The 21,872-nt window shown below is 34.2% G+C and carries 17 protein-coding genes; 14 read left to right on the forward strand and 3 right to left on the reverse strand.

What is annotated here, in order from left to right:
• Window positions 1–3 precede the first annotated feature (3 nt).
• The 7 genes from F9279_RS06490 to F9279_RS06520 all read left to right on the forward strand — a co-directional run bounded on the left by F9279_RS06490 (window position 4) and on the right by F9279_RS06520 (window position 6,484).
• A complete protein-coding gene (locus tag F9279_RS06490) occupies window positions 4–480 on the forward strand; it encodes a (2Fe-2S)-binding protein (protein ID WP_152111980.1) in 477 nt (158 codons plus the stop codon).
• Between the two features lie 20 nt (window positions 481–500).
• A complete protein-coding gene (gene uraD, locus F9279_RS06495; RefSeq protein ID WP_152111981.1) occupies window positions 501–1,007 on the forward strand; it encodes a 2-oxo-4-hydroxy-4-carboxy-5-ureidoimidazoline decarboxylase in 507 nt (168 codons plus the stop codon).
• A gap of 9 nt (window positions 1,008–1,016) precedes the next feature.
• Window positions 1,017–1,361 carry a hydroxyisourate hydrolase gene (uraH, locus tag F9279_RS06500; RefSeq protein WP_152111982.1) on the forward strand — a complete coding sequence of 115 codons (345 nt, stop codon included), beginning with the start codon at window positions 1,017–1,019 and terminating at the stop codon, window positions 1,359–1,361.
• 34 nt (window positions 1,362–1,395) lie between these two features.
• Window positions 1,396–2,712: an allantoinase gene (locus F9279_RS06505; protein WP_152111983.1), complete on the forward strand. Its 1,317-nt coding sequence runs from the start codon at window positions 1,396–1,398 to the stop codon at window positions 2,710–2,712.
• Window positions 2,713–2,940: 228 nt separating this feature from the next.
• Complete coding sequence (gene purT, locus F9279_RS06510; protein WP_152111984.1) at window positions 2,941–4,131, forward strand: formate-dependent phosphoribosylglycinamide formyltransferase; 1,191 nt, start codon at window positions 2,941–2,943, stop codon at window positions 4,129–4,131.
• Window positions 4,132–4,160: 29 nt separating this feature from the next.
• Window positions 4,161–5,423, forward strand: a complete 1,263-nt coding sequence (locus tag F9279_RS06515) for an OFA family MFS transporter (protein WP_152111985.1) — start codon at window positions 4,161–4,163, stop codon at window positions 5,421–5,423.
• Window positions 5,424–5,572: 149 nt separating this feature from the next.
• Window positions 5,573–6,484: an AEC family transporter gene (locus F9279_RS06520; RefSeq protein WP_152111986.1), complete on the forward strand. Its 912-nt coding sequence runs from the start codon at window positions 5,573–5,575 to the stop codon at window positions 6,482–6,484.
• Between the two features lie 73 nt (window positions 6,485–6,557).
• Here F9279_RS06520 and F9279_RS06525 read toward each other — a convergent pair whose 3' ends face one another.
• Window positions 6,558–7,697, reverse strand: a complete 1,140-nt coding sequence (locus F9279_RS06525) for a CAP domain-containing protein (protein WP_152111987.1) — start codon at window positions 7,695–7,697, stop codon at window positions 6,558–6,560.
• A gap of 295 nt (window positions 7,698–7,992) precedes the next feature.
• Here F9279_RS06525 and F9279_RS25090 point away from each other — a divergent pair, with 295 nt between their 5' ends.
• Window positions 7,993–8,130, forward strand: a complete 138-nt coding sequence (locus F9279_RS25090) for a hypothetical protein (RefSeq protein ID WP_193224490.1) — start codon at window positions 7,993–7,995, stop codon at window positions 8,128–8,130.
• 198 nt (window positions 8,131–8,328) lie between these two features.
• A complete protein-coding gene (locus tag F9279_RS06530; RefSeq protein WP_152111988.1) occupies window positions 8,329–9,402 on the forward strand; it encodes a branched-chain amino acid aminotransferase in 1,074 nt (357 codons plus the stop codon).
• Window positions 9,403–10,240: 838 nt separating this feature from the next.
• Here the strand turns inward: F9279_RS06530 and F9279_RS06535 are convergent.
• Window positions 10,241–11,065 (reverse strand): Cof-type HAD-IIB family hydrolase, encoded by an 825-nt coding sequence (locus F9279_RS06535; RefSeq protein ID WP_152111989.1) that lies wholly within the window; start codon window positions 11,063–11,065, stop codon window positions 10,241–10,243.
• A gap of 180 nt (window positions 11,066–11,245) precedes the next feature.
• Here F9279_RS06535 and F9279_RS06540 point away from each other — a divergent pair, with 180 nt between their 5' ends.
• Window positions 11,246–11,446 (forward strand): IDEAL domain-containing protein, encoded by a 201-nt coding sequence (locus F9279_RS06540; protein ID WP_152111990.1) that lies wholly within the window; start codon window positions 11,246–11,248, stop codon window positions 11,444–11,446.
• Between the two features lie 508 nt (window positions 11,447–11,954).
• On the forward strand, window positions 11,955–13,745 hold the full coding sequence (gene pepF / locus F9279_RS06545) for an oligoendopeptidase F (RefSeq protein ID WP_152111991.1): 1,791 nt from the start codon (window positions 11,955–11,957) through the stop codon (window positions 13,743–13,745).
• A gap of 85 nt (window positions 13,746–13,830) precedes the next feature.
• On the opposite strand, the gene F9279_RS06550 is transcribed toward pepF, so the two are convergent.
• Entirely contained in the window at window positions 13,831–14,733 is a 903-nt protein-coding gene (locus F9279_RS06550; RefSeq protein ID WP_152111992.1) for a LysR family transcriptional regulator, read from the reverse strand.
• 184 nt (window positions 14,734–14,917) lie between these two features.
• On the opposite strand from F9279_RS06550, the gene gltB reads away from it, so the two are divergent.
• From gltB to F9279_RS06565, 3 genes are all read left to right on the forward strand, one after another.
• The gene (gene gltB, locus F9279_RS06555; protein ID WP_152111993.1) at window positions 14,918–19,468 is read left to right on the forward strand and encodes a glutamate synthase large subunit; all 4,551 of its coding nucleotides are present in this window, start codon (window positions 14,918–14,920) and stop codon (window positions 19,466–19,468) included.
• 15 nt (window positions 19,469–19,483) lie between these two features.
• A complete protein-coding gene (gltD, locus tag F9279_RS06560; protein ID WP_152111994.1) occupies window positions 19,484–20,977 on the forward strand; it encodes a glutamate synthase small subunit in 1,494 nt (497 codons plus the stop codon).
• A 271-nt stretch (window positions 20,978–21,248) separates the two neighbouring features.
• Window positions 21,249–21,776 (forward strand): HD domain-containing protein, encoded by a 528-nt coding sequence (locus F9279_RS06565; RefSeq protein WP_152111995.1) that lies wholly within the window; start codon window positions 21,249–21,251, stop codon window positions 21,774–21,776.
• The last annotated feature ends 96 nt before the right edge of the window (window positions 21,777–21,872 follow it).

Below are 21,872 nucleotides of genomic sequence, written 5' to 3' on the forward strand. Positions count from 1 at the left end.
GAATTGGAGAGACCAACTGTAATAAATCATACAATTACTTTTACCTTAAATGGTAAGCTAATAAACTTAGAGATTTCTCCTACCTATCGCTTAGTAGATATATTACGAGATATTTTACACCTTACTGGAACAAAGATAGCTTGTGAGGTAGGGAGATGCGGAGCATGCTCTGTAATAATGAACAAACAGCTTGTAAATGCCTGCCTCATTATGGCTTATCAATTGGAAGGTGCTGAAATCATAACAATTGAAGCATTATCAAAAGATGCTTTGCATCCGATTCAAGAAGCATTCTTACAAGCAGGTGCCCTTCAATGTGGATATTGTACCCCAGGTATGGTGATGGCTCTAAAGAGTTTACTAGATGAAAATACCAAACCCTCCAAAGAGGAAGTGCATACAGCCTTATCTGGTAATTTATGTAGATGTACGGGATATGAGGGTATTCTGAGAGCTGTCGATCTTTTGATTCAAGAATAAAGAATGAGAGGAAGAGAAAGATGTATCATTTATCGGATGTAAATCAAATGAGCCGCGAGGAATTTATGGAGAAAATAGGATGGGTATTTGAACATAGTCCATGGATATCCAGTCTTGCTTGGAAATATAGACCATTTAGTGATCGGAATATCCTACATCAGATGATGGTTCAAGTAGTGGAAGATGCTACGAAAAGTGATCAAATGAATTTAATACGTGCACATCCTGACTTAGGTTCAAGATTGCAAATGACCGATTCATCTGTAAGAGAGCAAAAGGGAGCTGGCTTAAATACATTAAGTGAGGAGGAATATCAGCAGTTTGTTTCTTTAAATAAAGAGTATATATCTAAATTTCAGTTTCCGTTTATACTAGCTGTTAAAGGACATACAAAGGATAGTATTTACAAAGAAATGCAGAATAGATATCACCATTCCGAAGCAGAAGAATTTGAGACAGCACTAAAGCAAATATACATTATTACAAAATTTAGATTAGAGGATATTATTTTATCAGATGAAGAGTAGGTGTTTAAGGTGAAAACAGGAATTACTTCACATGTACTAGATATAACTACTGGAAAGCCAGCAGTAGGCATGAAAGTAGAGCTCTACCAGATTAAATCGCAAGAAAAGGCGCTACTATCAAGTGGAATTACGAATTCAGACGGAAGAGTAGATGAAAGCTTATTACATAAAGTTATAACAGGCGAATTTGAGTTGCTATTTTATGTGGAAGAGTATTATAAAAGTACTAATAATAGCGAGAATATTTTTTTTACCACAATTCCTATTCGTTTCTATACACAAGAGAGTGAAACACATTATCATATCCCTTTATTATTATCTAGATGGGGATATCAAACTTATCGAGGTAGTTAGCTAAAATGTATACAAGATAGGTGGAGAATAACACATGGGTCGAATGGATCTTTTAATTAAAAATGGCACTTTAGTTCAGCCTACTCAAACAGTTCAAGCAGATATTGGAATAGCAAATGGAAAAATAGTAGAAATAAGTGCTAATCTATCTAATAGAGATGCAAACAAAATAATAGATGCAAAAGGAATGCATCTCTTTCCTGGCCTTATTGATCCACATGTTCATTTTAATGAACCAGGTAGAGCAGATTGGGAAGGGATTACAACTGGGAGTAAAAGTGTTGCTGCTGGAGGCGGAACACTATACTTTGATATGCCATTAAATAGCCATCCACCAACTATTTCAAAAGAAGCTTTTCGAATGAAAGAGAATCTAGCAAACCAAAAATCTTTGGTAGATTTTCGTTTATGGGGTGGGGTAGTACCAGGTAATGTAGAAGAACTAGAGAAATTACATCATGCAGGTGTTATTGGGTTTAAAGCCTTTATGTCTAATAGTGGCATAGAGGACTTTTCTCACTCTGATGACCATACTTTACTAGAGTCCATGAAAAAAATTTCTACCTTGAACAGTATACTTGCTGTACATGCAGAGAGTGACGTCATAACAGAGTTTTTAGGAAAGGAAAATGTTTTACTGAATAAATACTCAGCAATTGATTTTTCCAATGCAAGACCAATTTATTCTGAAATAGAAGCAGTTCAACGTATAATTGCTTTCGCCGAAGCAACAAATTGTAAAGTTCATATTGTCCATATTTCGAGTGCTAAAGTACTGGAACCTATTTTAGATGCTAAGAAAAGAGGGATAGATATAAGTGTGGAAACCTGTCCACATTATCTTTCTTTAAATCTAGTAGATCTAGAAGAATTGGGAAGTATAGCAAAATGCGCTCCTCCCCTTAGAAGTCAACAGGAAGTAGATTTATTATGGGAATCGATACGTAATGAGGAAATGGATGTAATAGGCTCTGATCACTCTCCATCATTAAGCTCGATGAAAAAAGGAACCTTTTTAGAGGCGTGGGGAGGAATATCTGGTTGTCAATCTACCTTATCCATTTTATTAGAAGAAGGTTACTGGAAAAGAAGCATCCCTCTAGAAGTGATTGCAAAAATTACAAGTGAAAACGCCGCAAAAAGATTTGGTTTATATCCAAAAAAAGGTGCACTTTCTATAGGTAGCGACGCAGATATAGCCATTGTTGATATAAGCGAAACATATACACTAGAAAAAGAGGATTTGTTTTATAAAAACAAGCAAAGTCCTTATATTGGGAAAACCTATCGTGGGAAAGTAAAACGAACTATTAGTAATGGGAAGCTAGTGTATGAAGATGACGAAGAATAAGGAATGAAAAGAGGACTATTTTCTATAATGGTCTTCTTTTTTTGTTATATAAGCAATGTATTTGGAGGAAAGGTGGAAATAGTAGTATTGATAAATAACGAATAATTTTCGTTATTAAATTAAAAAATGTTCGGTAATTATCTAAAAAACACTTGAATAGACCTAAAATTTACGATAATATGCACAATAAAGGAATAATCATATTTTCGTAAGGGGGATTTTGTATCTATGTTAGGGGCACCATATACTTCACAAGCAAAAAAGTTCATGTTATTAGGAGCAGGTGAGTTAGGAAAGGAAGTAATCATTGAAGCTCAACGATTGGGATTAGAAACGATTGCTGTTGATCGTTATAATGAGGCACCAGCCATGCAAGTAGCTCATCACTCTTATACGATTGATATGTTAGATTCTGCTCAATTAAGAGAAATTATTACAAAAGAGAAACCAGATTTTATTGTTCCTGAGATAGAAGCATTGGATACAAGTGCATTATTAGAGATGGAAAAAGAGGGTTTTACCATTGTCCCAACAGCAAATGCGACCTTTTTAACCATGGATCGAGAAGGAATTAGAAGACTTGCAAGTGAAACATTAGGACTACCAACTGCAAAATATGAATTTGCGAATAGTTTAGAAGAATTACAAGAAGCTGTACATAAAATTGGAAAACCATGTGTCATTAAACCAGTTATGAGTTCATCAGGTAAAGGTCAAAGTATTTGTAGAAATAACGAAGATATAGAAAAATCATGGAAAGAGGCAATAGAGGGTGGGAGAGGAAAAAATGCTAGAGTAATTATCGAAGAGTTTATTCATTTTGACTCAGAAATTACGTTACTAACTGTGCGATCCACTAACGGAACTATTTTCTGTCCACCTATTGGTCATACTCAGAAGGATGGAGACTATATAGAATCTTGGCAGCCTCATTTTATGTCAGATGAGCAGCTAGAGGAAGCAGAAAGCATCGCTAAAAAAATAACGGACACGTTAGGAGGGTATGGGGTATTTGGTGTTGAATTGTTCTTGACTTCGAATGGTGTATATTTTAGTGAAGTATCTCCAAGACCGCATGATACAGGCATGGTTACGTTAATCACACAGAATTTATCTGAATTTGCTTTACATGTTAGAGCAATTGTAGGCTTACCGAATACGAATGTAAGGCTATATGCTGCAGGAGCTAGTAAAACCTTAAAAGCAGATAGAGAATGTGATGTATATCAAATAAACGGATTAGACAAAGCACTAGAAGTTCCTGATACAGAGATCCGCGTTTTCGGAAAACCTAAAACCCTTGTTGGCAGAAGAATGGCTGTAACATTACATACAAATGAAACAGTTGAGTTAGCATTAGAGGGTGTTCGTAAGGCAGCTGAACAGTTATCCATCACCTATCAAGGGGAAGAAAAATAAAATATAACATAAATTGGGGAGAAAACAACATGAAAACAAAAAATCGTTGGTTGATTGCTTTATCCGCAGTAGGAATCCATATTTCCATCGGATCTATTTATGCATGGAGCGTGTTTACTAAACCTTTAGAAGCAAGTTACAATTGGAGTTTAACAAGTATTTCTTGGACTTTTAGTATCGCTATTTTATTTTTAGGATTATCCGCAGCCTTTTTAGGCCATTTTGTAGAGAAGTATGGACCTCGTGCATCTGGTACACTTTGTGCGTTTTTATTTGGTATTGGCATGGCAGGAGCAGGTTTTGCAACTAGTATAGAATCTTTACCTTTATTATATATTATGTATGGTATGTTTGGTGGTATAGGGCTAGGCGTTGGTTATATTACTCCTGTTTCCACATTGGTAAAATGGTTCCCGGACAGACGCGGTTTAGCAACAGGGTTGGCTATTATGGGTTTTGGTTTTGCGTCTATGGTAAGTAGTCCAATCATCAATCATTTCATTAACACTATTGGTATATCTAATACATTTTATGTATTAGCAGCCATTTACTTTGTTATCATTTTATGTTCAGCACAATATTTAGAGGCACCACCTAAAGGATATATGCCAGAAGGGTATAAAGCCACCGATAAAAAAGAAAGTTTACTTCAAAAAGATTTATCGCAATTAACGGCTAATGAGGCAATTAAAACAAAAAGATTTTGGGCTTTATGGATTATGTTATTTATCAATATTACATGTGGGATAGCCATTTTAGCCGTTGCATCACCTATGGGACAAGAATTAGCGGGTATGTCTATAGCCCAAGCTGCTACACTAGTAGGGGTAATGGGTATATTTAACGGATTTGGTCGTATAGCATGGGCAACCATTTCGGATTTTATTGGAAGACCTAATGTATATACATTGTTTTTCGCCATTCAGGTGGTTGCATTTTTCGCTCTTCCACATTTAAATCATGCCATTGCTTTTTCCATTATTGTATGTATTATTATGTCCTGTTACGGAGGGGGCTTTGCTTCTATTCCAGCTTATATAGGAGATTTATTTGGAACAAAGCAGTTAGGAGCAATACATGGATATATATTAACGGCATGGTCTGCAGCAGGAGTGGCTGGTCCAAGTTTTGTTTCTTGGATTAGAGATACTACGGGTAGTTATCAAGGAACCTTACTCGTTTTCTCTTTTATGTTTATTGTTTCTTTAATTGTTTCCCTTTTAATTCGCTTAGACATCAAAAAGCTTAAAGAAGTGAATAAAGCAATGACACAAACAAATAGTATGAGCTAAGTAAAAAGAATCAGAGGTTGCTTTGGAAAAGTAGAACAGCAGCCTCTGATTCTTTTTCATTATACTATCTATGCAGAATGATCAATACGTAGTATAGTGATTTCATTAGGTTTTTTTGTATACAATTTCGTTGTTAGGGGATACGGTAAATGGAAAACTTCAATACCCAATTTATGTATTCTATTATCATTATTGCAATAGGATATATTTTTAAAAGAAGTAACTTGTTGAAAGAGAAGGATGGTGAAGCAATTGCTAGATTAATATTTAACATTACTTTACCATGTTTAATTATTTCAACCTTTCACAATATTATACTAGAAAAGTCTCTTGTTATGTTGATAATCATTGGTTTAACTTACGGTATCCTTATTGCATTCATAGGATTATATTTTCTTAGAAAAGAAGCAAGAACGAATAAAGGAATGTTAGGCATGCTAATGCCTGGATTTAATATTGGACTTTTTGCCTATCCATTAGTACAGGGAATATGGGGTGCAGAAGGAATTAAGTATTTTGGAATGTTTGATATTGGAAATGCTTTTGCTACTTTTGGGATTTCTTATTTGATTGGTAGTTACTATTCAAAAGAGAATGATACATTAAATGTAAAAAGTGCTGTTCATAAAATGAGTAAATCTATTCCACTTATGACTTATATGGTCATTTTAATCGTAAATATCATAGGTATAGCAATACCATCACCTATAATTGATATTACAAATACTATTTCAAAAGCTAACATGCCTTTATCTCTATTATTGTTAGGTATCTATTTGAATTTTACATTTGATAAGAGTTATTGGAAAGGGATTGGGAAAGTACTTGGGCTAAGATATAGTGTAGGATTAGTATTAGGAGCTACTTGCTTTTTTCTTTTGCCTGTTGAAGATATGTTTCGTTATACTGTTTTAATAGCACTAATCTTACCGATGCCCACATCAGTTTTACCATATAGTGTAGAGTTTAACTATAATCAAAGATTTGTTGGAACAGCAGCTAACCTATCCATTTTAATTAGTTTTTTGTTACTTTGGTTCTTAGGAAATATGATTGTTTAGAATAAATAATCACCATAAATGTTTAAAGGTCTTCCCTCATTCTTTCTAAGAAATGAATAGGGAAGACCTTTAATTATTTTGTAAGGAAATTCTCGGTATAGTAGGGCTGTGACTTTTCGTTAAAAGCAACTCCAACTCCTAATAAGGTAAAATCCTTTTGTAATATATTTTCTCTGTGTCCAAGAGAATTCATTAGTCCTTCATGTGCAAAAATACTACTGTTTTGGCCATATGCTAGATTTTCTCCAGCAATTGAATAGCGTATCCCATCATTTAACATTCTGTCAAAAGGCGATTCTCCATCTAAATTCGTATGATCAAAGTAATTATTTGTAGCCATATCCAAACTATGATCTCTTGCTGTCTCTTTTACGGCATCATCCCAACCAAGTGGATGTAATTGATTATTCACTCTGCTCGCATTGGTTAGGTCAAAGAGTTGATATTCAAACCCTATCTTTAATTGTTCATCACCTGAAACATAAAAATCGTCTCGATTATCCTCCAACTCTGTACTGATTATTTGCATAGCTGTTACTGTATTGTTCTTGTGTTTATCAAAGAATATAGTCACATAAGAATCGTCCATTAAGAACATCTCATAATCACGATCATCAGGCATTTTGTAGAAAACAAATCCCTTTTGTAGCTCTGTTAATGGATCACCAAGCGAATCTAAAACAGTTTCTTTATCACTTCCAAGCTTAATCCCATCTTTGGAGGAGATTAAATCTTGATTCGTATATAATGCAACAACTGTATTTGAAGAGTCATAGCCCACCATAATAAAATTTTGATAATCTTGGTGATAAGTCGACCAGGAAATTCCATATTCATTGATGGTTTCTCTTTTTGATTCTCCAATTAGTTCTTCTACTTTTTGTTTACTTTCTCCAATTGAGATATTATATATAGAAAAAGTTTGCTTATCTGGAGTGATTAAATCAGGCTTTTCGATAGATTCAGAAAGCTTTGTATCTTCTTCTACATTCCAATCTGGAAGTATTTCTTCTGTTTGTAAGATTAATGATTTTAATTTTCCGATCTCGTTACTGATGAATTGAAGAACATTTGATATAGAATCTTCATTAACGGAATCATGTAACTCATTTCCTTCCGTAGATAGAGAAAGGGAATTACTTTTATCTGAGACGAAATTCCAAATACCATATATAATGACGATAAGTATTAACCATCGTAAAAGTGTTCTCAATATATAGGTACCTCCTTTCCATATCCTTCATTATAGCCAAAAATTATTGGAAACATAATCTATGCTTTCATTGTTATCAATAAATGAATAGTATGAGACTATCATATACTATTTCATTTCCTACGTATATTGTTACATGAAAAAATTTCATTGTATCATCCCTGTAATAGAATTGTAATGGGCAATTAGTATGTTTTTGATGGGAAAGTTGCTATAATAAAGAACACAGATTAGTTCATTCATGCTCTTACAGAGGCTAACATAGCATACTAAATAGCTAAGAGGAGGCTTCCATATGCAATTACTTAGAGCGGATATAGATCAAGTGTTAAAAGATTCAGCAGAATTAGCAAAAACAAGTTGTTTATGGGATGTTTTTTTTGTTGAAATTGATAAACTTTTAGAAGAAACAAAAGATTGGATAGAAAAATAGAAAAGAAATATATATATAGAAAGAAATCTACAATCTGGACGTTGACTTTATTATGTGAGCAACCTTGAAAAGGGTTGCTCCTTTATATTTTACTAGGTTAAAAATAAAAATAATGAAGATTTTAGTATTTTCTCTTTTCCTTTGGAAACTTTGCGTTATAATATATAGAAATATATATAAAAGTAAGGAGAATTTACTGTGACTGAACAAACAATTACTGTAACTCTAACAAATGAAAAGAAACCAAAACCAGATCCATCTACACTTGTGTTTGGTAAAGTATTTACGGATCACATGTTTATGATGGACTATACAGTTGGTGAAGGCTGGCATGATGCACAGATTCTCCCATATCAACCCATTTCTCTAGACCCTGCTTCTGTTATTTTCCACTATGGTCAAGCTGTTTTTGAAGGAATGAAAGCTTATTTAACAGATGAAGATAAAGTGCTTTTATTTAGACCAGAGAAAAATTTTGAACGTTTGAACAAGTCGAACGATCGTTTATGTATACCAGAGATTGACGAGGAATTTGCTCTTTCAGCTCTGAAGCAGTTAATTAACATTGATAAAGAGTGGATCCCTAATGGGGAAGGTACTTCACTTTACATAAGACCATTTGTTATTTCAACTCAGCCTTACTTAGGAGTAGCTGCATCTGTAAGCTACAAATTTATGATTATTTTATCACCAGTTGGTTCTTATTATAAAGAAGGAATTAAACCAGTTAAGATTTTCGTAGAGAACGAATATGTACGTGCAGTAGCTGGTGGAACAGGAGCTGCTAAAACTGCAGGAAATTATGCGGCAAGTCTTAAAGCACAAACTGTTGCAACTGAAAAAGGATATTCCCAAGTTCTATGGCTTGATGGAGTAGAAAAGAAATACATTGAAGAAGTTGGAGCTATGAACGTTTTCTTCAAAATTAATGGAGAAGTAGTTACTCCTCAATTAAATGGAAGTATCTTACAAGGTGTGACTAGAAGAAGTATTATTGAGCTTCTTCAACATTGGGATATTCCAGTAACAGAAAGAAAAATTACGATTGCTGAAATCTTTGAAGCTCACAAAAATGGACAATTAGAAGAAGCATTTGGTACAGGAACTGCAGCGGTAATTTCACCAATAGGAGAGTTCCTTTGGAATGAAGAGTCCATTGTATTAAATAATGGAGAAACTGGTGAATTAGCAACAAAATTATATGATACAATTACAAACATCCAAAACGGAAAAGTAGAAGATCCATTTGGTTGGACAGTAGAAGTAGAATAAGAAGATGTAAAAAAGGAGTCTTTATTTTAAGACTCCTTTTTACAGTGTTGAAAAGATTATGTCAATGAAAATACCACCAATTTTAATTACATGAGGGAGTCGAGAACTCGTATAAGGAATGGTACACGCTAATAAGGTTCTGATTTCCGTTACAGGTCTTTCCATGGGGCTCGAAGCTAGCTGAGGTCTGCCCTTTGCCTACGGAGTAGAAATCTTTCTCAGATTCCATAGGAGTCTCACCACTAAAACCTGAATCATCTGGATAAAGATTAAGCTTATATTTATAATTTTGTTAACAAAAAATCCATAGCTAAATTAGTAGGAAGCATAAAAAATAAGCGGAGAATTCCGACTAAGGGCAAATATAATGTTCATTTTCTTGCTAATAACCGGAGTTTTCCGGTTAAGTAAAGGAAAATCCCTCCGATTTCATGTGTTCTAAGGAAATAGGCGTAATTCTCCATCTATTTCTGTTGTTTTTCATGGTAGTAACGAAAATAAGAGGATTTCTACGACTATTTTCTAAAAGTGTTTTTTTCCAAATTCTCTATGTGCAAAGCATCATACATTATTTCATAGCTCTTTCGATTTTCTACTACTTCTATAGTTGAATGGGTGAAGCACATAAAGAATTTCACGTTTTGTTACAAGGAGATCTCTATTTTCACAAATTGTCCATAGATAATTTTGTTTTTCAACAGTAGAAAGGAGTCTTAACAAAGACTCCTTTCTTTTTAGTTACCATACAGAGTATAAAGTGGTTAGAGTATAATCCAATTCATCTTCCAATAATCTCGAATATAAGTATTAGTACTATTAAAGTAATCAATTAGTTCATTTACTTAGACTCTGTTAATTCATCTAAGATAAACTTTTGGACAACTTTTGCAACACCATCATTGTTATTAGTATCTGTAACATAATTACTAATCGCTTTTACATCATCAGGAGCATTCCCCATAGCAACTCCTAAGCCAGCAAATTCAATCATAGCAACATCATTATAGCTATCACCCATAGCAATTACTTCATCCTGTTTAATCCCTAATTTTTCAATAAGAATAGAAAGGCTTGTCCCTTTTGTTACTCCAAGCTCTGTGAACTCTAAAAAGAAAGGCTTAGATCTCATAACACTTAATTCGGATACTAATTCTCTTTGTAATAATGATTCAACCTTTTGAAGATGTTCAGCTTCTTTTACCATTAATACTTTAACAACGGGATTACTAATTGCTTCTTTAAAATTTTCTACAGTCTTTATAGGTAGACCAGTAATCTTCGCTTCTACATCTGTGAAGGGATTATTTTCTGGTGTAACAATTTCATCACCTACGTATGTATGAATCCAAACATTTTCCCTTGTGCTTAGATCAAACAGTTTATGTACAGTCTCTGGAGGAAGGGTGCTACTGAATATTTCTTCCTTCGTTTTCCAGTTGGTTATTTTAGCTCCATTAAAGGATAGGATATAGCTTCCGTAGTCCGCTAAATGTAGTTCATTTGCCACATCGACCATTGCAAATGTAGGTCTTCCAGACGCAAGAACTACTTTTACACCATGTTCTTGTGCTTTCATTAATGCACTTTTCGTTGCTTCAGAGATGGTATGGTCATCTCTTAATAATGTATCATCCATATCTAATACAATCATTTTATAACTCATAATAATAGCTCCTTCCAATTTCATACTACTTAACAAGAATACATGATTATCCTCTATATGCCTATACTTAATATCCATGTCATTAATTTTAAAATAAAAGGAAAAAATTACTTATAAAAAATAATTGAATTATCTGAAAATTATTGCTATAATAAAAAAAAGAAAAAGGGGTTGAATCAAATGGAAAAGTATTTATTAAATGCACCAAAACAGTCTGTAGAAAATGTGGTTGATTCATTATTTGCTGAGATGGTATTGGATAAAGCCCTTTATGACTTTCAAATGGAGAAATTAAAAAAACAAATCGATCAATCACTTATTTCAGGTGACAGAGAGCTGTTCTTTTCTCTAACAGAAGAACTTAAAAAACTTACTACCTAAATTATTCTAAATAATAAGCGATCCATAAGTAAAGGTTGTCTGAACTGGTCGGGTGTTGCTTAGTAAGAAGAAATTCTTTTAAGTGACATCTTTGGCCTGGATTGGGCAGCCTTTTTATCATTTGATTTAAATAAATAAAAAGGACACCTATAATAGGTGTCCTACGTATTGAGGCAATAAACTACGCTCCACATAGCGTATAAAACGTTCATTGACTTATTCAATAGAGCTCATCGCATTAGTAAATATAACATGATGTATAAATATATGCAAGTGTTTTTAAAAAATCTTATACAAAAAGCAAAATAATCATGCAACAAAATGCACAGATAAGTTCAACGATTAATTAGCTCCGTTAAAGGATGTAAATAAGTGACATTAAGCTTTCTAAGTATATTTCTTTGCAATATTTTATAATGCTGTATATGATATCCGCATATACTTCCTTTATCTTATGCTTATTTAAGTTGGATAGGAAGAAAGTGAATTCTTAAAGGAGGATGTTTATATGACTACATATAGCTCAAGAAAAGATGTACCTATAAATGAGACTTGGAATCTTCAAGATATTTATAAAACGGAAACAGATTGGGAGAAAGATTTAGCACTTTTAGAACAAAAAAATGAGGGATTATCCCATTTTCAAGATAAAATGGACGGCTCTGCTAGCTTGCTACTCTATCTAAAAGAAACAGAGGAATTTAGCCTTGTGTATCGAAAGGTATATGCATATAGTATGCTTTCGTTAGATTTAGATACTAGGGAAAATCATGCACAGAGCTTAATAGAAAAAGCAAGGAAGATAGGACAACAATATAGTAAAGCTACTTCCTTCTTTATGCCATACTTATTATCATTAGACGAAGAACTTTTAAAGAGCTATATAAAGCAAGAAGAAGGACTATTATATTTTGAGAAGGATTTATTAGAGTCTTTTGCTTATAAAAAGCATGTCTTGAGTAAAGAAAAGGAAGAGATTCTTTCTGAATTTGGAGAAGCATTATCTGTACCGAGTCAGGTATTTGGTATGATTAACAATGCAGATATTAAATTTGGAGAAGTGACTAACGAAAAAGGTGAAAAAGTAGAATTAACAAGAGGATTGTATGCTAAGTTAATGGAGAGTAAGGACCGAGAGAGACGGAAGGAAGCATATCATGCCTATTACATGCCTTATTTAAATATGAAAAACACGATTGCAACAACTTTTGCTGCCTCTGTTAAAAATAATGTAAAAACATCGAGAATAAGAAATTATACGTCTGCACTTGATAAAAGTTTATTTGCTGATCGAGTTCCGTTAGAGGTTTATGATAATTTGCTTATCTCCACTAGGAAAAACCTTAAATATATGGATGAATATATGAGTTATCGCAAGAAAAAATTAAATTTAGAAGAGCTTCATGCTTATGATTTAAGTGTTCCCTTAGCGTTAGATGCAGACGAGATGGAAATTAGTTTTGATCAGGCATATGAAATTATGTTAGAGGCTTTAAAGCCATTAGGGGAAGAGTATATAACCATATTAAAAGGATTTAAAGAAAAACGTTTCTTTGATGTTAGAGAAACTCCAGGTAAAAGAAGTGGAGCATATAACTTAGGGGTTTATGGGGTACATCCATACATATTGTTAAACCATCAAGATGACTTGGATAGCTTATTTACGCTTGTACATGAATGTGGACATGGAATGCATTCCTACTATAGTAATAATTATCAACCACAAATTAGTGCAGGATATAGTATCTTTGTTGCAGAAGTAGCTTCAACGGTAAATGAAGTGCTTTTAATAAGGTACTTACTAAAAACAGAAAAAGACCCTGATAAAAGAGAGCATTTGTTACATCATTTTATCGATAGCTTTAAAGGAACTTTTTTTACGCAAGTAATGTTTAGTGAATTCGAAAAAGCAGTGCATGAACAAGCGGAAAAAGGAATGCCGTTAACGCTTGATTTCTTCAATGAAACGTATGAAGAGCTCTTTAAATCATATAATGGAAGTGAATTAGTAGTAGTAGATGAAGTGAAATACGGCTGGGCAAGAATTCCGCATTTTTACAGACCATTCTATGTATATAAATATGCCACTGGATTTGCGTCTGCAATAAATATTGCAGATAAACTTCTACAAGGGAACGAAGAGGACAGAGAAAATTATTTGAACTTTTTAAAAAGTGGAAGCGCTGATTTTCCTTTAGAATTACTAAAAGGTGTTGGAATCGATCTTACAAAGCCAGAACCGATTGATCATGCATTAAGTATTTTTCATTCATTAGTGCGCGAAGTCCTAGCGAATTAAATTTTAATGGATCTGACTACTTAGTGATAAGATACATAACTTCTGTTCTTATCTACTAAGTAAAAGTTAGATCCATATTTATCACCTATTGATACTTTTCTAAAATAGTAAAAAAATCAATGACATAGCGACTGAATATTTGTACAGAGGGTGGAGATTCTCGATTACTTGGTACTATAATACCAACTGTTCTACTGATAATAGGATCCTCAATTGGAATTTTCACTGTAAATTTTGGAACCGTATCATAAAAAGTGCTTTCAGGAAGTAAAGTTACACCCATACCAGCAGAAACTAGTCCTTTTATAGCATCCAAATCCTCACCTTCCGCGTTGATAGTTGGCAAAAATCCCTCTTGTTTACAAGCATCAATGGCAATCTTTTGTAAGATATATCCCTCAGGAAACAAAACAAATGGATCATTTCTTAAATCTCGTAAGCGAATAGATCTTCTTTCTGATAAAGGATGTTTATGAGACAATAGCGCAAACATTTTCTCTGTAAATAATATATTTCCTTTTAATAGAAAGTCATCTGTTGGTACAGGTCCAAGGAAAGCTAAATCTAATTCACGATTTTTTACAGATTCCATTAGATAATTATAAGATCCTTGTCTTAAATGAAACTTTACATTCGGGTGCTTTTCTTTGAAGGCAGAGATGACTGTTGGTAATAAATGACTTGCTAAACTAGTAGGAAAGCCAATTTTAATAGAGCCTCTCTCAGGATCTAAATAGGCATTTACCTGCTCAATAGCACGATCTACAGACTTAACGATGGTTAGTGAATGAGCTAAAAATATTTTCCCAATGGAAGTAAGCTTTACATTTCTACCTTCTCTTTCGAAAAGTTGAACACCAAGTTCATCCTCTAAATTAGCTATTTGCCTACTAACAGCCGATTGTGCTACATGTAGATGTTCTGCTGCTGCTGAAACATGTTCTCGTTCAGCTACTTCAATAAAATACTTAAGTTGTCGTAATTCCATTCTTTAGACCTTCTTTTCATGTAATTAGATTGATAAACAGTATTATACAATAGACAAAATGATTTATGATCTCATTTTTAGATTATTTCTATCTAAATGATATATTGTACATATGAATTTGTATAGTATAATTGAATTATCTGAATAAAAAAATTTGTTAGAAAATCTGACAGGGGTGGTTGAAATGACGTACAACCAAATGGAAAAAGCACAAGGTTTATATAGACCAGAGTTTGAACACGATGCATGTGGAATCGGATTATATGCACATATAAAAGGAATTGCATCACATGATATCGTAAAAAAAGGTTTAAGTATGCTTTGTCAATTAGATCACCGTGGGGGACAAGGAAGTGACCCGTTAACAGGGGACGGATCAGGATTAATGGTTCAGCTTCCAGATCAATTTTTTCGTAAAGAAATAAGTGAGTTCCAATTACCAGATCAAGGGGAATATGCAGTTGGCATGATCTTTTTTTCCCAAGATGAAGTAGAAAGAAAGGAAATAGAAGCTCAAATTAATAAATATATAGAAGAAACTGGTGAAATTCTGTTAGGTTGGAGAACTGTACCTACAGATGTCAGAAAAATCGGAATTGTCGCTCAAAAAAGCTGTCCAACTGTTCGCCAAGTATTTATTCAAAAGAATGTTTCTCATACTAACAAGCTAGCTTTTGAACGAAAACTATATATTATTAGAAAGCAAGCAGAAAATTGGGGGAGAAATAACGAGAAGGAATTTTATTTTGCTAGTTTGTCTTCTAGCACAATTGTTTACAAAGGATTATTAACTTCTGATCAAGTAGAAACATTTTACTTAGATTTACAAAATCCAGCATTTAAATCAGCTTTCTCTATTGTTCACTCTCGTTTTAGTACAAATACATTCCCAAGTTGGGAAAGAGCACATCCAAATAGATACTTAATTCATAATGGAGAAATCAATACACTAAGAGGAAATTTCAATTGGATGAAAGCAAGAGAGCAACAATTTGCTTCAGAAGCATTTGGTTCAGATTTATCTAGTGTATTACCGATATTAGATGCAAATGGAAGTGATTCTTCTGTTTTTGATAATGCTTTAGAATTCTTTATCCTATCTGGACGCACACCAGCACATGCTGCCATGATGATGATCCCAGAGCCTTGGACAGAGAACCCACATGTTTCTGATGAAAAAAGAGCTTTTTATGAATATCATAGTAGCTTAATGGAGCCTTGGGATGGTCCTATGGCTATTACATTTACAGATGGAAAACAAATTGGGGCTATTCTTGACAGAAATGGTTTGCGACCAGCTAGATATTATGTTACCAAAGATGATTATATTGTCTTCTCATCAGAAGTAGGGGTTATTCCTGTTGAGGAAAACAATGTATTGTATAAAGAGCGTTTAAGTCCTGGGAAAATGTTATTAATTGATTTAGAAGAAGGAAGAATTATTTCTGATGAAGAGCTGAAAAATCAAATTGCAACAGAACAACCTTATCAAGAGTGGTTGGATCAAGTTATTACTTTAGAAGATACAACAGAACAAGAAGAAAGATTAGAAGATTTCTTCACAAGACAAAAGGCATTTGGATATACGTACGAAGATGTTCAAAAGAATCTACTTCCTGTTGTACTTGAAGGGAAAGATCCAATCGGATCAATGGGGAATGATACACCACTTGCTGTGTTATCAGATAAGCCACAATCATTATTCAATTATTTCAAACAGTTATTCGCTCAGGTTACGAATCCACCAATTGATGCTATACGAGAGCAGTTAGTCACTTCTACCCTTTCATGGTTAGGAAGAGAGGGAGATTTACTTCACCCAAATGAAAAGAATTGCCATCGTATTCAATTGAAATCACCAATACTGAAGAATTCAGAATTGGAACAATTAAGATCAAATACACTTTCTGGATTTAGTACACGAACACTGGATATCCTGTTCCGTGATAACTTAAAGGAAAGCTTACGTGAACTTGTAGAGCAAGCAGAAGATGCCATTCACCATGGTGTATCTTTACTCATTCTTTCTGATAGAGGAATGAGTAAAAACAACAAAGCAATTCCAGTTTTACTAGCAGTAAGTGCTTTACACCAAGAATTAACAAGTAAAGGATTACGTACTAAAGCAAGTATTATCGTGGAGTCGGGTGAAGTAAGAGAAGTTCATCATTTTGCAAGCTTAATTGGTTTTGGAGCAGATGCAATTAACCCTTATCTAGTATATGCAACCTATTTACATGCAATAGAAGAAGAAATCCTACCATTAAGCTATGACGAAGCAGTCACACGTTTTAATGCTGTCATTACAGAAGGTGTAGTAAAAGTAATGTCAAAAATGGGAATTTCTACTGTACAAAGTTATAGAGGTGCTCAAATCTTTGAGGCAGTTGGTATCGGAGAAGAAGTTATTAATGAATACTTTACTGGAACTGTTTCTCAATTAGGTGGTATTGGTTTAGATACAATTGCTAAGGAAGCAAGTGTTCGTCACGAATTAGCTTATGTAGAATCAATAGATCAAACCCTTGATTCTGGAAGTGAATTTCAATGGAGAAAAGGGGGAGAACATCATGCCTTCAATCCAAAAACAATTCATACGTTACAATGGGCTTGTCGTAAAGGGGATTATTCCTTATTCAAGCAATATTCTACTGCAGCAAATGAAGAAAGTTTAAGCTTTATCAGAAACTTATTTAGCTTTAACTCTTCTCGACAAGCAATTGATATAAGCGAAGTAGAATCGGTAGAAAGTATTGTAAAACGTTTCAAAACTGGTGCTATGTCATTTGGATCGCTTAGTAAGGAAGCACATGAAACCTTAGCGATTGCTATGAATAGACTTGGCGCTAGCAGTAACAGTGGAGAAGGCGGAGAAGATCCAAATCGCTACCTAATAGATGAAAATGGGGATAATCGTAGAAGTAATATTAAACAAATTGCTTCAGGACGTTTCGGAGTAAAAAGCCACTATTTAATAAATGCAAAAGAATTACAGATTAAAATGGCACAAGGAGCGAAACCAGGAGAAGGCGGACAATTACCTGGTAATAAAGTTTACCCATGGGTTGCCGATGTTAGAGGTTCTACTCCTGGAGTTGGTTTAATTTCTCCACCGCCTCACCATGATATTTATTCGATTGAGGATTTAGCTCAATTGATTCATGATTTGAAGAATGCAAATAAAGAAGCACGTATATCCGTTAAATTAGTATCCAAAGGCGGTATTGGTACAATTGCTGCTGGTGTTGCTAAGGGAGCAGCAGATGTAATTGTTGTAAGTGGGTATGATGGTGGTACTGGTGCTTCACCAAAAACAAGTATTAAACATACAGGCCTACCTTGGGAGCTTGGTTTAGCAGAAGCACACCAAACATTAATGCTTAATGGTTTAAGAAGTAGAGTTGTATTAGAAACAGACGGAAAATTAATGACTGGAAAAGATGTAGTGCTTGCATGTCTTTTAGGTGCAGAGGAATTTGGATTTGCAACTGCACCATTAATAGTAATGGGCTGTGTCATGATGAGAGCTTGTCATTTAGATACTTGTCCTGTTGGAATCGCTACTCAAAATCCAGAGCTTCGCTATAAATTTGCTGGTGATCCACAGCATGTTGTGCATTTTATGCAATTTATTGCTGAAGAAGTTCGAGAACTAATGGCTCAACTAGGGTTTAGAACAGTAGAGGAAATGGTAGGAAGAACGGATGTTCTTGGTGTGAGTGAAAGAGCACAAACACACTGGAAAGCAAGTAGCTTAGATTTATCAAAATTATTACATCAAATGAATGGTCCACGTACTTATCAAACGGCACAAAATCATAAAATTGCTGAAAGTATGGATATGACTAAAATTCTACCAGCAGTAGAGTCTGCGATTGAAAATGGAAAGTCAGTAGACTTATACTATCATATTAAAAACACAAACCGTGTAACTGGAACCATTGTAGGTAGTGAAATCTCTAAAAAATACGGAGAAGCTGGTTTACCAGAAGATACTATTAATCTACATTTCTCTGGTTCTGCTGGTCAAAGCTTTGGAGCATTTATCCCAAAAGGCATGAGTCTTTATTTAACTGGTGATGCAAATGATTATATTGGAAAAGGATTATCTGGGGGGAAAATCGTAGCAAAAGCAACAATTAATGATACTTTTGTGGCAAAAGATAATGTAATCATAGGGAATGTTGCTTTTTATGGAGCGACAGATGGAGAAGCATTTATTAATGGAAAAGCTGGAGAACGTTTTGCAGTTCGTAATAGTGGTGCAAGTATCGTAGTAGAAGGTATAGGTGACCACGGTTTAGAGTATATGACTGGTGGAGAGGTTGTCATTTTAGGTGAAGTAGGTAAAAACTTTGCTGCAGGTATGTCTGGAGGAGTAGCTTATGTATTGTCCAGTCAAGTAGAGGAAGTTAAAAACCTAAGTAACAAAGAAATGATTATGTTTGAAACATTAGAAGATCGTGCAGAAATAGAGAGAATAAAAGGACTGTTACAAAAACATATAGATAATACAGATAGTATGGTTGCAAGACAGGTACTTGCAAATTGGGATAAATATATTTCTAGATTTATTAAAGTTATTCCTAAAGATTATAAACGTATGATTTCAAGTATTCAAAATGGTTTATCTAAGGGGCTAACAGAAGAAGATGCTGTAATGCAAGCATTTGAAACTAATTCAAAGCAGGACAAAAAAAAACAAACAAGTAAGTTAACGGTAGCAGTTCAGTAGAAGGGAGAGAATAGTATGGGAAAAGCAACAGGATTTATAGAATTTAAGCGAGAGGAAGCGGATGAAAGAAATCCGCTTTCTAGGCTAAAAGATTTCAAAAAATATTCCGCTCCTTTCTCTGATGAGGTTTTATCAAGACAGGGTGCTAGATGTATGGATTGTGCAACTCCATTCTGTCATATTGGGATGGAAATTGCAGGTAGTACATCAGGTTGCCCAATACACAATTTAATTCCTGAATGGAATGATCTTGTGTATAGAGGAAGATGGAAGGAAGCTCTTGATCGTTTGTTAAAAACAAATAATTTTCCTGAATTTACTGGAAGTGCTTGTCCAGCACCATGTGAAGGATCATGTACAGTAGCTATTTCAGATCCTGCTGTTGCTATTAAGAATATCGAACGTTCTATCATTGATAAAGGATTTGAGAATGGTTGGATTACACCTCGTATTCCTGCAAAAAGAACAGGTAAGAAGGTAGCAATTATTGGATCTGGTCCAGCTGGACTTGCTAGTGCAGATCAACTAAATCAAGCTGGACATTCTGTAACTGTTTATGAACGCTCAGATCGACCAGGTGGTTTGCTAATGTATGGCATTCCTAATATGAAAGTCGAGAAAAAGGATGTAGAAAGAAGAGTCAAATTACTAACACAAGAAGGCATTGATTTTATTACAAATACAGAAGTAGGTAAGGATATTACAGCAAGTGAACTTAGAGAACAATATGATTCCGTCATTCTTTGTACTGGTGCACAAAAACAAAGAGATTTAGTGATGGAAGGTAGAGAAGCAGAAGGTGTGCATTTTGCGATGGATTATCTATCTGGTGTAACAAAGAGTCTACTAGATTCCAACCTAGAGGATAAAAAATTCATCGATGCACAAGGCAAGGATGTAATTGTAATAGGAGGAGGAGATACTGGAGCAGATTGTGTGGCTACAGCTCTTCGTCAAAATTGTAAGAGTGTTGTTCAATTTGGTAAACATCCTCAATTAGGTGTTGTTCGTAGTAGTGACAATATGTGGCCAGCAGCACCAAATGTTTTTACATTAGAATATGCATATGAAGAAGCAGAACAAAAATTTGGAGAAGATCCTAGACAATATGGAATCCAAACGAAGAAAATGGTAAAAGACCAATTCGGACAATTAAAAGAGCTTCATACCGTTTCCATGGAGAAAATTAAGCAAGAGGATGGAACTTTTCTTTTTAAAGAAATTCCAGGTACAGAGAGAGTTTGGCCTGCACAGCTTGTATTTATTGCTATTGGTTTTGAAGGTGCAGAGAGCCCAGTATTAAAGCACTTTGGAATCGAAACAATGAATCGTAAAGTTGCAGCAGCTTATGGAGATTTTACGACTAATATTGATGGTGTATTTGCGGCAGGTGATGCACGTAGAGGGCAGAGTTTAATTGTTTGGGCTATTAATGAGGGTCGTGAAGTAGCAAGAAAAGTAGATGAGTATTTAATGGGTGTTTCTTATTTGCCAACAGTAAATGCTTAATAAAAGAACCAGAAATTCTATCTTTGGAGGGATTTCTGGTTTTATTTCTATCTATAACAATAATTTTTATCATGAAAATAATTTTACGCAACCAAATTATTAAAAAAATTAAAAAATATCGTTAGAGAAAACATAAAACAAATCCTATCCAATTGAACTTTTTAATTATCATTTATCCCAATTTATAATATAATAGGAAAAATACTTTTTAACGTGAGGAAGTAACCAGCTATATTGTACAAATAAAACTACAAGATAGGAAGTGTCGGAGATGAGAGATGTAAAGCTAACAGATATTTTAAACCACCATATTGCACAGAAATATATAACCAGATCGGGCTTAGCGCATGCTCTGGCAGTTGCTTATCATGCATTTGAGTTAGCGAAAAATGGAAATATAGATGTAGATAACGCTGCAAAAGCAGGTTTTTTACATGATATGGGACATTACACATGGTATAAAGACGGAAAATGGGATTACAAATTATATAAACAAAATGATATTCATCCCATTAAAGGTGCGGAGAGAGCTCATAAACTTTTAATACGATTAGGCGAAAATCCGATTAAGGCGAAAGAGATAGCTTTGGCCGTACTATTTCATACAGATAGTTTTATTCCTGGAGGATCTGTCAATCTTACTCCTTTACAAAAAATAGTTAAGCTTGCAGATGAGAAGGATGAAGAGCCAGGTGGCCACCATCATTATCGAACTATTTCCATCTCTAGAGCAAGAAAAAGCTTACAAGAATTAGATGGAAAAATCGATCGGATTCTAGGAGGAAATATAATAGAATAATTTTCTCCTATACACGATGGAAAATAGGTGTATTAATCTTTAACCTAGATTCATCCCTAATAATTAGAGTCTTGGTTACCAATAACTACTCACTAT

This window comes from Bacillus sp. B1-b2 (assembly GCF_009183415.1).
Taxonomy (GTDB): domain Bacteria; phylum Bacillota; class Bacilli; order Bacillales; family Cytobacillaceae; genus Niallia.

What these genes read in the sequence shown, in the direction of transcription:
- purT (WP_152111984.1), top strand. Translation starts at nt 2,941, where the DNA reads ATGTTAGGGGCACCATATACTTCACAAGCAAAAAAGTTCATGTTATTA.
- pepF (WP_152111991.1), top strand. Translation starts at nt 11,955, where the DNA reads ATGACTACATATAGCTCAAGAAAAGATGTACCTATAAATGAGACTTGG.
- F9279_RS06550 (WP_152111992.1), bottom strand. Translation starts at nt 14,733, where the DNA reads ATGGAATTACGACAACTTAAGTATTTTATTGAAGTAGCTGAACGAGAA.
- F9279_RS06515 (WP_152111985.1), top strand. Translation starts at nt 4,161, where the DNA reads ATGAAAACAAAAAATCGTTGGTTGATTGCTTTATCCGCAGTAGGAATC.
- F9279_RS06520 (WP_152111986.1), top strand. Translation starts at nt 5,573, where the DNA reads ATGGAAAACTTCAATACCCAATTTATGTATTCTATTATCATTATTGCA.
- F9279_RS06565 (WP_152111995.1), top strand. Translation starts at nt 21,249, where the DNA reads ATGAGAGATGTAAAGCTAACAGATATTTTAAACCACCATATTGCACAG.
- gltD (WP_152111994.1), top strand. Translation starts at nt 19,484, where the DNA reads ATGGGAAAAGCAACAGGATTTATAGAATTTAAGCGAGAGGAAGCGGAT.
- gltB (WP_152111993.1), top strand. Translation starts at nt 14,918, where the DNA reads ATGACGTACAACCAAATGGAAAAAGCACAAGGTTTATATAGACCAGAG.
- F9279_RS25090 (WP_193224490.1), top strand. Translation starts at nt 7,993, where the DNA reads ATGCAATTACTTAGAGCGGATATAGATCAAGTGTTAAAAGATTCAGCA.
- F9279_RS06505 (WP_152111983.1), top strand. Translation starts at nt 1,396, where the DNA reads ATGGGTCGAATGGATCTTTTAATTAAAAATGGCACTTTAGTTCAGCCT.
- F9279_RS06535 (WP_152111989.1), bottom strand. Translation starts at nt 11,065, where the DNA reads ATGAGTTATAAAATGATTGTATTAGATATGGATGATACATTATTAAGA.
- F9279_RS06540 (WP_152111990.1), top strand. Translation starts at nt 11,246, where the DNA reads ATGGAAAAGTATTTATTAAATGCACCAAAACAGTCTGTAGAAAATGTG.
- uraD (WP_152111981.1), top strand. Translation starts at nt 501, where the DNA reads ATGTATCATTTATCGGATGTAAATCAAATGAGCCGCGAGGAATTTATG.